This window comes from Shewanella sp. LC6 (assembly GCF_006385735.2).
Lineage (GTDB): Bacteria > Pseudomonadota > Gammaproteobacteria > Enterobacterales > Shewanellaceae > Shewanella > Shewanella xiamenensis.
This window is the reverse complement of record NZ_CP043902.1, coordinates 742,658-755,931: the sequence shown is the minus strand read 5'-3', so window position 1 is coordinate 755,931 and position 13,274 is coordinate 742,658. Positions and strand designations below refer to the sequence as shown.

The window sequence follows — 13,274 nt, the reverse complement described above, 5'->3', positions numbered from 1 at the left end:
GCTAAGATCTAGCCTAAAAAGCGATTAACTTATCCGCCTGTTTGGATAATTAAGCTGACACTCAATCAATCTTGCTCGGCGATAAATGCTCAGCATTTGAAGATAAGTTTTATCAAGCCTTTGCCAACACAAAAAGGTATATTGAGCGCAATTTCTCTTTTGGCCCAGATTGGATTTATAGAGTCAATTGATATCTTATGTACACATTTATTGCGGCATAAGCCACTCTATATAAGTCTTTAAAAATAAGTCAGTTAGGATAAAAAATGTCACCAATAGACACGAAAGCACAGCTTGAGTCCATTAACGCAGCAGCACAAGAACTCGCGCAGCGCCGCGCTAAAGGTGAAGCGGGCGACCTGTTGCAAGAAGCGTTAAGGCCCAAGAATTTCCCCCACGCCTTTGCCATCCAACAAGCGATTGCGCAGCAATTTAGCGCCCAAGGCAACCCGATTGCGGGTTGGAAGTGCCTGCTCCCAACGGCAGAAAAAACCGTAGTGGCGCCCATCTATCAACACGATGTGTATATCGAAACCGCCGAGTGCCAGCTTTATCCTTCAAGCAAAGGGCTAGCCCGTATCGAACCTGAGCTCGCCTTTGAAATCGGCAACGATTTACCGCCACGTGCCACGCCCTATTCTGAGGCAGAAATCGACGCCGCCCTAGGTAAAACCCGCCTCGCCTTAGAACTTATCAAAAGTCGCTACCAAAACCCAAGCGAAGCCAATCACTTCGACGCCCTCGCCGATGGCTTAGTCAATCAAGGTCTATGGTTAGGGCCAGAACTACTTGCACCAGCCAAGATAGAAACAGGCCATTTCGCCCTGAGTGTTGAAATTGCTCATAACGAGCAGCAACAGAGCGAAACACTGCAAAAAGCCGCTGTTCATCCAAATGGTTTCCCTAAGGCTGGGCTTTATTGGTTAGTTAACTTTTTATCCGCCCAAGGGATTGGCTTAACCCGAGGACAATATGTGATTACTGGCTCCTATGCGGGGGTATTAGATTTGCCACTCAATCAAACCTGCCAATTCCACTACGGCGAGCTAGGCCAATTTGATTTGCAGTTTGTGACTAAATAAGTCACTGCCTAAAGGGTGCCAAACCCATAGGCAAAGTAAGAAGGTAGGCAAAGGCTTACCTTCTTAGCGTTCCCCTAGCGACCAACTGCCGAAAACAAACTTGTATCAAGAGTGAAACATTTGTACTATCCGAAGAAACTAAACATAAGGATATACAAGATGTTAGACGGAAAAATATTACCCTTAGCCAGTCTATTTGCTTTAGCCTTAAGTACTTCGTTACCTTTAAATGCCTCGGAAAACACATTTTCCCAAGCCTACAGTGACTACCAAGCCGCACTCAAACAAGGTGATAACGCCCAAATAGAAGCCAGTGCCAAAAGGGCCTTCGAACTAGGTGAAGCTCAATATGCCAAAGACAGTGTCGACTTAGCTAACCTCGCCATCAACTGGGCAGGAGCGATAGAGAAGCAAGTCGCCCCTTACCCGTTTGAAGAAAAGAATTTGCCAAAAACAGCTAAGGCGAATGAGTTATATCAACTCGCATTAAGCAATTATAAAAAGCATTACGGCGAGCATGCTGCCGAGCTTATCGACCCACTACTCGGCGCAGCGGAAACCTCACCTAAGCTGGCTGTGGCGAAAGGGCTTTTTGAAGATGCTATTGAAATTGCTGAAAAAAATGCAAATAAAAAGCTGTTGGCGGATGTAAAAATGGCAACCTTTGCTCGCCTCAGCAACACAGAATTGTACACTGCTAAGGTAAGAGACTATGCCTTCGAGGCCTATGAAACTTACAAAGAAATCCTGCCCGAAAATGCCCTCGACAGAGTCAAAGCCACCTATGTCGTCGGTGCCGTTGAATATGCCGAAAAGCATGATGACAAGGCGATTCCGTTGCTTTTAGAAGTGGTTAAGCAGTTTGACGCCCTTAACTTTAGCCATCCCTATGCCTTAAGTGCCCACGCTTATTTAGTCGAACTGTATGAGCGCCAAGGAAAGCGTAACGAGTCCACCGCCCACTGTATCGCCATCGGTAAAATGCGACCTTGGGCCGACACACAGGAACAGCAACCGCTATTTCGCACGGTGCCCAAATACCCTAAGTCCTACCTCATGCAACGTAAAAGTGGCTATGTGACCCTTAACTTCACAGTTGATGGTAAGCGTAACGCCAACCACACATTCCAATCCTAACTGATCAACTTTACCCTGTCTGCCATTATCAACTGCCAGGGTAATCATCATGCACCGTACCAAAGAACAATGGCTGGCCTTGTTTGCCGAGCAAGCCCAAAGTGGTCTCACCCAAACTGAATTTGCAAAACGTCAGGGCATCATTCCTACATATTTTAGTTATCGCAAGCGTCAGTTGTTGGCGTTTCAGGATGATGACGGTGGCTTTGTTGAGCTGACGCCACAGGGTTTGCAGCTGAATCAATCCATTTTGCTACGCAAGCGCGATATCGAATTGCAGTTTCCAGCCGGCACCGATGCACAGTGGTTAGCAGCCTTGCTAAGAGCGCTCTGACCATGAAAATGTTCCTCGATGTGCCTAAGGTCTATTTGCATAAACAGCCGGTCGACTTTCGTAAATCCATTAATGGCTTATCGTTGCTGGTCGAGCAAGAGATGCAGCTCTCGCCATTTAGCGGCGCACTGTTTGTGTTTTGTAATCAGCAGCGTACCCGGTTAAAAGTACTGTACTGGGATAGCACCGGGTTTTGCCTGTGGTACAAACGGCTTGAAAAAGACAAGTTCCGCTGGCCACGGCAGATGCCTGGCAAAATACTGTCTATTAGCGAGCAGCAATGGCATTGGCTGTTGCAAGGTGTCGATATCCAAAAAATCACCGCCCATCAGCCACTGCATTACCAGAGTGTGGGCTGATATGACGATCGGCTATAAATCCTTATGATCGCATCCAAAACAATCTAAATTTTACCAAGCACTTAGCTAAATTGGCCGTTACAATAGCGGCCATGAAAAAGACACCTCAATCCTTACCTGATGACGTTGCACTGCTCAAGAAAATGCTGCTTGAGCAGACGCAAAAGCTTGAGCGCAAACTGGCGCAAAAAGATAAACGCATCGCCAAATTAGAGCGGGTTAACCAGCAACTGTCGGACAAGTTGCAGCAGTTGCTGGAGCGTTACAACCTGAAGAAGTACCAGAAATTTAGCCCCAGCAGTGAAACCTATGAAGGTGAAGGCGAGGTGTTAAATGAGGCCGAACAGCTTATTGAAGACGAGTCAGTAGCGACAGAGCCAGATACTCAGACGACCGAGAGCGCTAAGAAAGCTGCTAAGCCACGCCGCCCACGGATTGCCCCTGAGCTGCCGCGCGTTGATGTTATCCATGACATTGACGATAAAACCTGTGCTTGCTGTGGCCATGCGCTACATCAAATGGGTGAAGAAGTCAGTGAGCAAATCGAGTTCGTACCGGCACAAATCCGGGTGCTCAGAAACGTGCGGCTGAAATACAGCTGCCGGCAGTGTGAAACCACGGACACCAAGGTCGACATTAAAATTGCCGATGTGCCACCGGCGGTTATCCCTAAGAGCATGACCACACCGAGTCTGCTTGCCCAAATCATCAGCAGCAAAATGCACTATGGCTTACCGCTTTATCGTCAGGAGCAGTTGTTTAATCAGGCCGGTATTGAGCTTAGCCGTCAAACGATGAGCCGCTGGCTGATAAGCTGTGCAGAGAAACTGAAACCGTTACTGGCGTTAATGAAAGCTGAGCTTCTGAAACAGCCCGTGCTGTGGGCAGATGAAACCACGGTTAATGTGCTGGATGTTGAGAAAAGCACCTGTTATATGTGGGTATATGGCTGTGGCTTAGAAAAAAGTACCGGCCCCAAGCTCGTGCTGTTTGATTATCAGGATAGTCGCAGCAGTAAACATCCCACCGACTTCCTGGCGGGGTTTAACGGTTATCTGCAGGTCGACGGTTATGCCGGATATGAGAAAACCCACGCAACCTTAGTCGGCTGCTGGGCGCATGCCAGACGCAAGTTCGTCGAAGCCCAAAAAGCGCAGGGCAAAGGCAAAACGGGTAAGGCCGATGTGGCCCTTAACCATATCCAGAAACTCTATGCGCTGGAGAGTAAATTAAAAACTGCGCCGCCTGATAAGAAATATGAAGCCAGGCAAACGCTAGCCAAGCCGTTGCTCGCGCAATTCAAAAGCTGGTTGGATAAATCAAGCGAGAGTGTCACGAAAGAAAGTTTACTGGGAGCGGCTATTACGTATAGCCTGAATCAGTGGCCCAAGCTTGTCCGCTATCTGGATGATGGCTGTCTGAATATCGACAACAATCGTGCGGAGCGCGCCATCAAACCGTTCGTGATTGGTCGCAAGGCGTGGTTGTTCGCTAATACCAAGACGGGAGCACAAGCCAGTGCGGCACTGTACAGCCTGGTCGAGACCTCAAAAATCAACGGACTGGAGCCGTATGATTACCTATGCCGCTTATTAACCGAGCTACCCAAAGCCAACACCCAAGAGAAACTACAGCAACTCCTGCCTTACTGATCACCAGCCACACCGCAAGGTGTGGTTGGCGTTACGCTTACAGTTGATGAGATGGGATTTGTGAAAAATCCTGAAGTGCTCGAATCCAAAGGCGGTGTACTATTTGAAAAATCCACACTGAAAATGATCGAAGAATGGCGCTATGCGCCTAAGTTTGAACATGGCAAGCCCGTGCCAGCACAAACGACTGTGCGTATAGACTATTTCACCGATAAGTCTTAATCGGTTACTTCACCTCATATCCCAGCCCATCGTCTAATCCCGATGGGCTGTTTTTATTTTCTGAAGTAACTGAAACAGCTAGCTCTCGCTTTATTCGGCTTAAACAAGTCTCACAAATACAAGCCGTTGCAGGCTGCGATAATAGTTGCGCTAACTTATCAGCACTCAGCCCTACTGTAGCGTCTGTTGATAAGCCTGCCGCCAAATCGCCAGATAGCAATTGAGTCAGATAAGGAAACCTCTGCTTAGCACACCAACAGTCACTGATCTCGACGCCAAGAGTCATTGCACACTGATTCGCCCCTTGGCATAAAGGGCACAGCTGCGCGTTATCGAACTGAACGTCTTGTAAGTGCTTAGGCACGGTAATCCTTATGGCATCGGAGTGATAAGGCAGAAATAATAATGGTTTTTTGCAACTCAAGCTGAGTTGATTTACACCAAGGTTAGACTTTAAAGCTTTTCAAACTACGTTTGAATGCTTTAGTTTACAAGTCGTGGGGCTTCCAGATTGGCTCTGTTTAGCACAATGCAATATTGATTGCGGCCTTACGGCCGAGGTGAATCAAAGTCGTGGGGTTTCACCCCACTAATGCTGGTTTGTTTAGCGTTTGAATTGGCAAGGTTATCGCTGTAAGTATGTGAGTCATTGCGGCCTTCGGCCGAGATAAGTCAAAGTCGTGGGTCTTCAACCCACCCCCGACCAAGAGGGGATCAACAGCAATTCCCTCTTGGATCTCCCTTGCCGCCCCAAGCGAAGTTACATGCATTAGTTAGTGGCTTCGTGCTTATTCGAAAATGGCTAACGCTTCCGATGGTACATCCTGTACCCCGAAAGCTAGCGAGGCATCCATGCCTCGCTCACGCGATTTTCTTCAACGCCCTTCAGCAACTTCGCAGGGGAAGGTGAACTTCTGTAGCTACTGTACGAACTATTAATCCCCCCAAAATCTGTGCCTGTCCCAACTTTTACTTGGCAGCAATTTAACGCCCCGCGCATGCGCGCGAACTTGTGAGCGTAGCAGGGGCCGCAGGCCCCGAATGACGCGGATTGTTAGGTGCTTAAGTTGCAACCTTAACATCTACTAAACCGATTGACTCAACCAAAACCACGTAATCGGCGCCAAAAATTAAATAAGATTCTAATGATGCATCTGCACGATATGAATCAAGATGAGCATAAAGACTGCGCCGGTAATTGGCTGAAGCCTTCCAAATTGGAGATGTTTTTGCCCCTTTTTCCAGCGACACAAAGTCAACGTCACTAGGCATACCCGGTAGCGGAGACAACTCGTAATTACTTTCTTCAACACAATAGAATGCAATCACTTGGTAGAAGAACATTTCTATTACCTGCGAGTGGAATGCTAGCTTTATAACAACACCACCGCTTGCATCTGTTTGTACATCCACTTCTGGGTACAAACCCAAATTTTCATCAGTTATAAAATACGGAGAAAACATCTGCGATCACCTAACGCCGCCAGCAGAGGCGCTGCTATGCAGCGTCCTGCAGACTGGCTTTGTTATGTGTTTCTTTTCGAAGACGGTTCTTCTTTTTGATGTTTCTAATTTTTTTCCTATCGAATGGTACATGAAACTTAGATTTGGCCTTTGGTATTTCTATTTTGTGGATGAATGTATAGATGTCTCTGTGGGTGTTTGATACCCCAATATGCGGACCCCGATCAGAAAACAAGTTTGCATTGTGCACATACTCGCGTAATGAATCATTTGGATCACTAACTAAACATTGATAGAAAATATACTTTATCTCATACACAGTAAGCTGCGATGCAAATAGATCTAGGTATATTTCTTTTTCTCTTTGTGACTCTAGTTGGGACTCTATTAGAGTAAATATGCTAGTTATTGTTTCTAAATACCTAGACTGGCGTGCCAGGGTGGTTTGAATCTCTACAAAGAGCGCGTAAGCCATTTCCGTTTTTTCATCTTCTGTAGTGTTTTTAAAACCTTGGAACCCGTAACTTGAATAGCTTTTTTTCAACCTTCCGAGAAGAAACCTTAGTGCGTCAATGCCTTTTAGTCTTTCGGCATCATCAGATAAGACAGAGAGCTCTGACAGATTTCTCTTATGGAACTCCAGAAGTCTGTAAAATGACTCATTGAAATTTTGGATTTTAAATATTTTCTTTTGTTCTGAGATTTCTAGCCTTGTTTCCTTAAGCTCCTCGCGTTGAAGTCTTAATTCCTCTCTCTGCAAAAGAATTGTGATAATCATCCCGGCAAATGCTAATCCGGAAAACATTGAGGTGACTATACCAAAGCTATCTCCAAACACCCCTGCCTGACCAATTGTCAGACTTGATATCGGCCATGTGATCCAGAGTAGGAATATCGCATAGCTTGCAACTACAAAAACCACACCACCCAAAATAAATTTTGATAGTTTTCCTACGCTCAATTTTGACTCCTTAGAACACATAACAGTGTATTACCTGCTCTTCTAATAAAACCCAACCCGAATATGGTTAGACATGGGAATAAACGAGTAAATAAGTTAATTATGACAATAAGTTAGCATCAGTTTCAGTGGGCTATCAACATTTTTCATCCAGAAAAATCGCGACCTTATTTACCGAGAAGCATTTTGGCGCGGTAAATAGTATTAGGCAAAGTGAAAGAGTAATAATTTCAGTTAATTGCATGAACATCCAAGCAAATATGAAAGATGGGACAGGCACAAATCTTTAGAACTAACAGCTAACACTAAGGCAACAGAAGTTCACCTTCCCCTGCGAAGTTGCCGCGGGGCATTGGAATAAATTGCGTGAGTCCGGACATGGATAATGGAATGGACCCATCCACTTTAAATCGGCCTCACAATGGGCCACGATGTAGTCGCTAAAACTCATCAGAAAGAGGACGGGTCCACCTATGAAGATTACTACAATCGGTTTAGATATCGCAAAGTCTGTTTTTCATGCTGTTGGCGTCGATAAAGCAGGCAAGTTAATTAAAAAGAAAATGCTTAGACGCAAAGACTTGCTTCCCTTTATCGCGAAAATTGAGCCTTGTCTGATTGTGATGGAAGCCTGTAGTGGCGCAAATTACTGGACCAGAGAATTTGAGCTGTTGGGCCACAGCGTCAAGTTAATTGCTCCTCAATTTGTCGTGCCTTTTCGGCAAGGTAACAAAAATGACTACAATGATGCTTTAGCCATCGCGGAGGCTGCGCAGCGACCCAACATGCGGTTTGTAAAACCCAAAAGCGTCGAGCAGCAAGATGTGCAACTGCTCCACCGAATGCGCGAACGATTAACTAAGCAATCAACAGCCTTAATCAACCAAGTGCGAGGTATGTTAGCTGAATACGGCATCGTGATAGCCAAAAGTAAATCGGCTTTTAAAGTACAGTTTCCTGAGATTTTGACTAACGAAACCAATGCGCTGACTACCAAAGGTCGAACAATTTTTTATCAGTTATATGAAGAGGTTACAGATATAGAAAGACGGCTTAAGGATTGTGATACCCAAGTACTCACTGAAACGAAAAACAATGTGATTTGCCAGCGTTTAGAGACTATCCCAGGTATTGGTCCCGTCACCGCTACGGCCTTTTATGCGGCTGCTGGAGAGGGTAAAGACTTCAGTAATGGTAGACACTTTTCAGCTTGGTGTGGCTTGGTTCCCAAGCAACACAGCAGCGGAGGTAAAGATAACCTCCTTGGGATAAGCAAGCGGGGAAATGCGTATTTACGTACCCTGTTTATTCACGGCGCCAGAGCGGTGTTGCAGCACAGTTGTCATAAACAGGATAAATTTAGCTGCTGGGCAATACAGTTAGCAGAGCGCCGAGGTTTTAATCGAGCCTGTGTGGCCGTCGCCAATAAACTCGCGAGAATGGCATGGGTTATCGCGGCGCGTGAGGAAGAGTATCGGCTTCCAGTATAGTACTGAATAGATTCAATAAACGTGAATAATTAACCAACCAGCAAGTTGCTAAGACACTTGATTTGATGATGAGACAGTCAGACTGATCTACTAAAAACCTTAGTCGGGCATAGGCTCATTACGAAGCCGCAGGGATGATAAGGACTGTAGAAGCAGATATCCATCAGGGCCAGAGGGATCCCTCAATAACAGGCCGGATATATGGGTGCAATGAACTCTTCTCAAAATCGTTATCGAATGTCTTGCAAACCGGATGGGTCCATATATGTCCGGCTAGCTTTCGTAGGTACAGGGACGTTGCCTTCGGAAGCGATAGCAATTTATCCATAAGACCAAGGCTAGTAACCAATGCATGTAACTTCGCTAGGGGCGTCTTGGAGAATCCAAGGAGGATAGGACGAGCAGTCCTCCTTGGTCGGGTGTGGGGTGAAGACCCACGACTTTGATTCACCTCGGCCGTTAGGCCGCTATGACTCACATATTCACTGAACACCAAAAGGCGATTTTATAAACCTCCCATCCAGTGACTCGCTTTATTTCATTACACGAGCACTGAATGAGAGCGACTCAACTACGACTTTTTCGGAAACACCGGATAAGAGCTGGTGCCAAGCACTTTGCCATCGACGTCGACACCGTAGTAGTCATTGTCATTATGGTATTTTTCCTGCGCTTGTTTCACATCGCCCTTATTGCGTGGGTCCTGTGGCCGTTCATGGGAGTTGATATAAGCGGCAACGTCCCAAGCTTGTTGGTTAGTCAACTGCATACTCTTACCGAAAGGCATGTTTTCATAAATGAAGAATGCGGCTGTATTGACCCTGTGCATCCCCGCGCCCCAGTTGTAACTCATTGGGCCCCATAATGGTGGCAGAGAGTAAACACCAGCAATTGCTTGGCCTTGACCATCGGCGCCATGGCACGCTTGGCAGTGGGCCGTATACACGGCTTTGCCACGCTCGGGTGAGAACGCAAGTTCAGGTTTTGGGATCTCAGGATAACCACGGCCCGGCAGATTTGCGCGTTGCTCAACTGTCATGGCTTTGGCTAGGGCGTCTGGCAGCGAGAAATCCTCACGTTTGGCGCCTTTAACCAATTCGGCATCGCTGATTTCTGGTACAGGGCCATCAAGGTTCGCCGCATCCATTAAACCACTCATCCCTAACCAGTAGGCATAGGCCGATAGCGCAACCAGTTCGGGGCTGCCCGCAGCGGGGGCTTTACCATTCATCGAATAGTTAAAGCAGCCTTGTATCCGCTCTTGAAAGGTATTTACTTTATCGTCTTTTTTACGATACGCGGGATAGGCAAAATAGGCGCCCCACACCGGTGACGCATTCGCCTTACGGCCCGCATCCATATGGCAGTTGGCGCAGTTAAGCTCGTTACCCACATACTTATCTCTTAACTGCTGGGTATTCACAAATAACTGATAACCCAAGCGTACTTTATCGCCGAAGGCACCTTCGGGAATCGCGCTTAAGGGTCTAGGCGTAAGATAGGTTTGATCTGGGTTTTTAGGGACTGAGGGCAATGGCGCCTGTTTATCAGGTAATTCTTGCGCCGCTTGCACTTGAGTTGTCAGCACGCCCATTGCGACCAATAGTAAGATGGCAGAAGATTTCATGGTCGGCTCCTTATTTCAAATTCGCAAAGTAGTTCGCTAAGGCATCCACCTCGGCGGCGGTCAGCTTGTTAGCCACATTGGCCATCATGCCGTCCACATCTCCCTTACGTGTGCCAGCTTGCCACGCCAACAGTTGCGTCTTGATATAGCTGGCCTGCTGACCCGCTAAACGCGGGAACAAACCGCCACCTAATCCAGAGGGGCCATGGCATGTGACACAGGCTGGTAAGCCGCGAGACCAATCACCTTGATAGGCTAAGCGCGCGGTATCATCGCTAAAGGTGATTTGTTCGCCCCTAAGCACAGGCTTAATCTCAGTCTTAGGAGATTTGGCGGAGAAATAACTCGCCACTTGCTCAATACCATCACCTTGCAGTGTCATCGCCATCGGCATCATGGTCGCGTTTTGGCGTACACCCGCCTGAAAATGTTGTAATTGGGTGGTGATATATTCTTTTGAGAGTCCGGCCAAGCGAGGGCCAAGTGGCTCAATGCCCTCACCTTCGACGCCGTGGCAAGTCACGCAGATTTGTCCCGCTGGCGGGATAGTTGCCGTGTTAGCGATGGCGACAGAGGTCAAGGCACAGCCGCTAATGAGCGCGATGCCTTTGGCTAATGTTTTAATTTTATTATTCATTTTCTATCCTTGAACAAACCTTGAATCACACGAAAACGCTTGAAAAACCGCGTTAACGGCTAAACCAAGGTCGCTAAAAAAGAGATAATTGAGTGGTGCGTTCTACGTTTAGCCCACACTAAACGCATCAAAACACCATACTCCTTGCACGGAAGCGGAACAAGCATTAAAAAAATCTAATATTAACCTTTTAGTAACCAAATCGGGTCGCTTCAAAGCTATTCAATAACTTATGCAGCAGATAACAGAGGAATAACGTCGCCACTATCGCCACAAAAATGCTGCTCACCCTATACAGGGCACTAAAAATTAAGTCGTTACCTGGAGTTAAATATTGGCCAAACAAAATCCCTAACGTCGTCATGGCGCCAAAACCGACACCCGATCCGCTCGCCTCCTTCACATGGGCCTGCGCAAACAACATTAAGCCAAGCCACAGCAGCGGTACAATCAGGATCAACAATCCTGACCAATCGTAGAGAAAGAGTTGCACCATCACCCCAAAAGACACCCCAAGCAAGGTGCCAATGGCACGTTTACGGGCATAATCCAACGCCCCGTTCCAATGCATGGGGAATAAAAGTAGCAAGGTGGTTGCCTGCGCCGACATCGAATCACGCAGATCGAAAATCTGAAACACTAAGAAAGAGAGCGTGGCAATGCTGGCACCGAGCAACGCCTCATGGCGCATACGGTGCGGCGCCTTAGGGCCGGGTTGATAGGCGGCGCGGGGTTCAACATCCGGCCAAAGTGCAGTCATTAAATAGGCGATAATGACTGATAGCCCTGTCGCCCAGAAGTTACTAAAAATCAGATCATTCAGATCTGTGCCCGGATAGCTGGCAAAGTGCAGCATAATGCTTAAACTCAGCACGCCATTGGCACCAAAGAGGAACAGGCTACCGCGGGACATCGCCGCAAAACGATACAAAAACAGCAGAAAGACAATAGGTGTCATTATGCCTGGGTGGCTACCGAAGAAGCCTCCGAGCAGGCCGACTTCAAGCCCCGCAATGGCAGATGATGCCAATAATTGCCTTACCGCATGGCCACTTATCACAGGGACTAAACCCAGTAATAACATTGGGGTTACAGTAAAAAACACCCCATTACTCCAACCAAATAGCTTACACAGGGTAAAACCAATGGTACCGCCAGTGGCAATGCGCAAGCACTGGCGTAAGTCATTGGCGGTTAATGGGCTGTGGCGTAACAACATGCAAATTGCCTTGATATTAATAGATATAATGAAGCAGACTGATAACCTTAATCTGCACCTTGGCTAGCAGGCTAAATAGCGTATTGTCGGGCAGCAATTGCACTGTGGCGCGCGCCCCTGCGGGTAGGTTATTCATTGCACTGTTGTCTGACACACTGTCATCTAAGACTAAATGCAGTCTTAAGCGCTGCGCATCACGCACCCAACGGTCTGACTCCTGCGGCGCGGCTAAACGACCATTGGCATCAAACTGCCCCGCACTCACCCCTGCATCGACACTGCTCACTTGGGCGTGATACAAACGACCAGGCTCACCGTCAAAGGCAATTAATGCGGGATAAGCAGCATTCACACCTCGTAAGGTTTTTTCGCGAAAATCGGCAATAATATCCAATTTATCAGAGACTAAGGCGAGTAGTGGTTGGCCCACAGCGGCAAAACTGCCCACTTCAAGTTGCAGGTTGGTCACCACCCCATCTTGGTCGGCACGGATTTGGGTGTAAGACAGATTCAGCTCAGCTTGCTCTAACGCATTCATCGCTTGGCGAACTCTAAGGTTATCTTCGCCATAGAGACCACGGCTCACTTTGAGTTTATCGAGGCGAGCATTAGCGGCTAACACATTCGCCTCGGCGGCCGCCGCATCACTATCGGCTTGATCACGCAACTGCTGCGAAACGCCATGGGTCGCATAAAGTGCATCTAAACGTTTGGCCTCGCGGCGTTTTTGTTGTGCAGTCGTCGCACTCGCATTCACTTCTGCTTTAGCGGCTAAGAGTGCAGCATCAAGTTCGGCATTATCCTGACGCACTTGTTCTAGGGCCAATTTGGCATGTGACACAGCCAACTCAAAGGGCGCTGGGTCGACTTGAAACAGTAAATCGCCTTTGGCGACCACTTGGTTATTTTTCACATTAATCGTTTGAATCTTGCCGCTGATCTGTGGAGTCACCTTAGTCACTACACGGGTTGCCATAGCCTGTGGGGTTAATGGCATTATAGTGTCGGCAAACATAAAATAGCCAAACACGGCCACAAAACCGAGCATGGCGATTTTGACAAGACGGGCAAATTGTTGATCCGGTGTCAT

14 protein-coding genes are annotated in these 13,274 nt (G+C 47.4%); 7 read left to right on the top strand and 7 right to left on the bottom strand.

Annotation, left to right across the window (positions count from 1 at the left end; translation table 11 throughout):
* Positions 1–266: 266 nt before the first annotated feature.
* From FJD32_RS03450 to FJD32_RS03425, 6 genes are all read left to right on the top strand, one after another.
* Positions 267–1,082 carry a hydratase gene (locus FJD32_RS03450; RefSeq protein WP_140907228.1) on the top strand — a complete coding sequence of 272 codons (816 nt, stop codon included), beginning with the start codon at positions 267–269 and terminating at the stop codon, positions 1,080–1,082.
* A gap of 159 nt (positions 1,083–1,241) precedes the next feature.
* Positions 1,242–2,219 (top strand): energy transducer TonB, encoded by a 978-nt coding sequence (locus FJD32_RS03445; protein ID WP_240199986.1) that lies wholly within the window; start codon positions 1,242–1,244, stop codon positions 2,217–2,219.
* A 49-nt stretch (positions 2,220–2,268) separates the two neighbouring features.
* Positions 2,269–2,553 (top strand): hypothetical protein, encoded by a 285-nt coding sequence (locus FJD32_RS03440; RefSeq protein ID WP_088585668.1) that lies wholly within the window; start codon positions 2,269–2,271, stop codon positions 2,551–2,553.
* Positions 2,554–2,555: 2 nt separating this feature from the next.
* Entirely contained in the window at positions 2,556–2,912 is a 357-nt protein-coding gene (gene tnpB / locus FJD32_RS03435; RefSeq protein WP_057786146.1) for an IS66 family insertion sequence element accessory protein TnpB, read from the top strand.
* Positions 2,913–3,004: 92 nt separating this feature from the next.
* Entirely contained in the window at positions 3,005–4,564 is a 1,560-nt protein-coding gene (locus FJD32_RS03430) for an IS66 family transposase (RefSeq protein WP_088585667.1), read from the top strand.
* A gap of 21 nt (positions 4,565–4,585) precedes the next feature.
* A complete protein-coding gene (locus FJD32_RS03425; protein WP_140907780.1) occupies positions 4,586–4,786 on the top strand; it encodes an energy transducer TonB in 201 nt (66 codons plus the stop codon).
* Positions 4,787–4,790: 4 nt separating this feature from the next.
* Here the strand turns inward: FJD32_RS03425 and FJD32_RS03420 are convergent, their stop codons facing one another.
* From FJD32_RS03420 to FJD32_RS03410, 3 genes are all read right to left on the bottom strand, one after another.
* Positions 4,791–5,150, bottom strand: a complete 360-nt coding sequence (locus FJD32_RS03420; RefSeq protein WP_140907781.1) for a cysteine-rich CWC family protein — start codon at positions 5,148–5,150, stop codon at positions 4,791–4,793.
* Between the two features lie 698 nt (positions 5,151–5,848).
* On the bottom strand, positions 5,849–6,250 hold the full coding sequence (locus tag FJD32_RS03415; RefSeq protein ID WP_055647918.1) for a hypothetical protein: 402 nt from the start codon (positions 6,248–6,250) through the stop codon (positions 5,849–5,851).
* A gap of 34 nt (positions 6,251–6,284) precedes the next feature.
* Entirely contained in the window at positions 6,285–7,211 is a 927-nt protein-coding gene (locus FJD32_RS03410; protein ID WP_055647917.1) for a putative phage abortive infection protein, read from the bottom strand.
* Between the two features lie 473 nt (positions 7,212–7,684).
* Here FJD32_RS03410 and FJD32_RS03405 point away from each other — a divergent pair, with 473 nt between their 5' ends.
* Positions 7,685–8,701, top strand: a complete 1,017-nt coding sequence (locus FJD32_RS03405; protein ID WP_205403025.1) for an IS110 family transposase — start codon at positions 7,685–7,687, stop codon at positions 8,699–8,701.
* Positions 8,702–9,272: 571 nt separating this feature from the next.
* On the opposite strand, the gene FJD32_RS03400 is transcribed toward FJD32_RS03405, so the two are convergent.
* From FJD32_RS03400 to FJD32_RS03385, 4 genes are all read right to left on the bottom strand, one after another.
* Positions 9,273–10,328 carry a c-type cytochrome gene (locus tag FJD32_RS03400; protein ID WP_055647063.1) on the bottom strand — a complete coding sequence of 352 codons (1,056 nt, stop codon included), beginning with the start codon at positions 10,326–10,328 and terminating at the stop codon, positions 9,273–9,275.
* Between the two features lie 10 nt (positions 10,329–10,338).
* Positions 10,339–10,965 (bottom strand): c-type cytochrome, encoded by a 627-nt coding sequence (locus tag FJD32_RS03395; protein WP_037422540.1) that lies wholly within the window; start codon positions 10,963–10,965, stop codon positions 10,339–10,341.
* 190 nt (positions 10,966–11,155) lie between these two features.
* Positions 11,156–12,184 carry a DUF2955 domain-containing protein gene (locus tag FJD32_RS03390; protein ID WP_055647064.1) on the bottom strand — a complete coding sequence of 343 codons (1,029 nt, stop codon included), beginning with the start codon at positions 12,182–12,184 and terminating at the stop codon, positions 11,156–11,158.
* A gap of 16 nt (positions 12,185–12,200) precedes the next feature.
* Positions 12,201–13,274: an HlyD family secretion protein gene (locus tag FJD32_RS03385; protein ID WP_140906443.1), complete on the bottom strand. Its 1,074-nt coding sequence runs from the start codon at positions 13,272–13,274 to the stop codon at positions 12,201–12,203.

Coding starts and splice junctions, on each gene's coding strand:
- FJD32_RS03450 (WP_140907228.1), top strand. CDS start 267: ATGTCACCAATAGACACGAAAGCACAGCTTGAGTCCATTAACGCAGCA.
- FJD32_RS03445 (WP_240199986.1), top strand. CDS start 1,242: ATGTTAGACGGAAAAATATTACCCTTAGCCAGTCTATTTGCTTTAGCC.
- FJD32_RS03440 (WP_088585668.1), top strand. CDS start 2,269: ATGCACCGTACCAAAGAACAATGGCTGGCCTTGTTTGCCGAGCAAGCC.
- tnpB (WP_057786146.1), top strand. CDS start 2,556: ATGAAAATGTTCCTCGATGTGCCTAAGGTCTATTTGCATAAACAGCCG.
- FJD32_RS03430 (WP_088585667.1), top strand. CDS start 3,005: ATGAAAAAGACACCTCAATCCTTACCTGATGACGTTGCACTGCTCAAG.
- FJD32_RS03415 (WP_055647918.1), bottom strand. CDS start 6,250: ATGTTTTCTCCGTATTTTATAACTGATGAAAATTTGGGTTTGTACCCA.
- FJD32_RS03405 (WP_205403025.1), top strand. CDS start 7,685: ATGAAGATTACTACAATCGGTTTAGATATCGCAAAGTCTGTTTTTCAT.
- FJD32_RS03400 (WP_055647063.1), bottom strand. CDS start 10,328: ATGAAATCTTCTGCCATCTTACTATTGGTCGCAATGGGCGTGCTGACA.
- FJD32_RS03395 (WP_037422540.1), bottom strand. CDS start 10,965: ATGAATAATAAAATTAAAACATTAGCCAAAGGCATCGCGCTCATTAGC.
- FJD32_RS03390 (WP_055647064.1), bottom strand. CDS start 12,184: ATGTTGTTACGCCACAGCCCATTAACCGCCAATGACTTACGCCAGTGC.
- FJD32_RS03385 (WP_140906443.1), bottom strand. CDS start 13,274: ATGACACCGGATCAACAATTTGCCCGTCTTGTCAAAATCGCCATGCTC.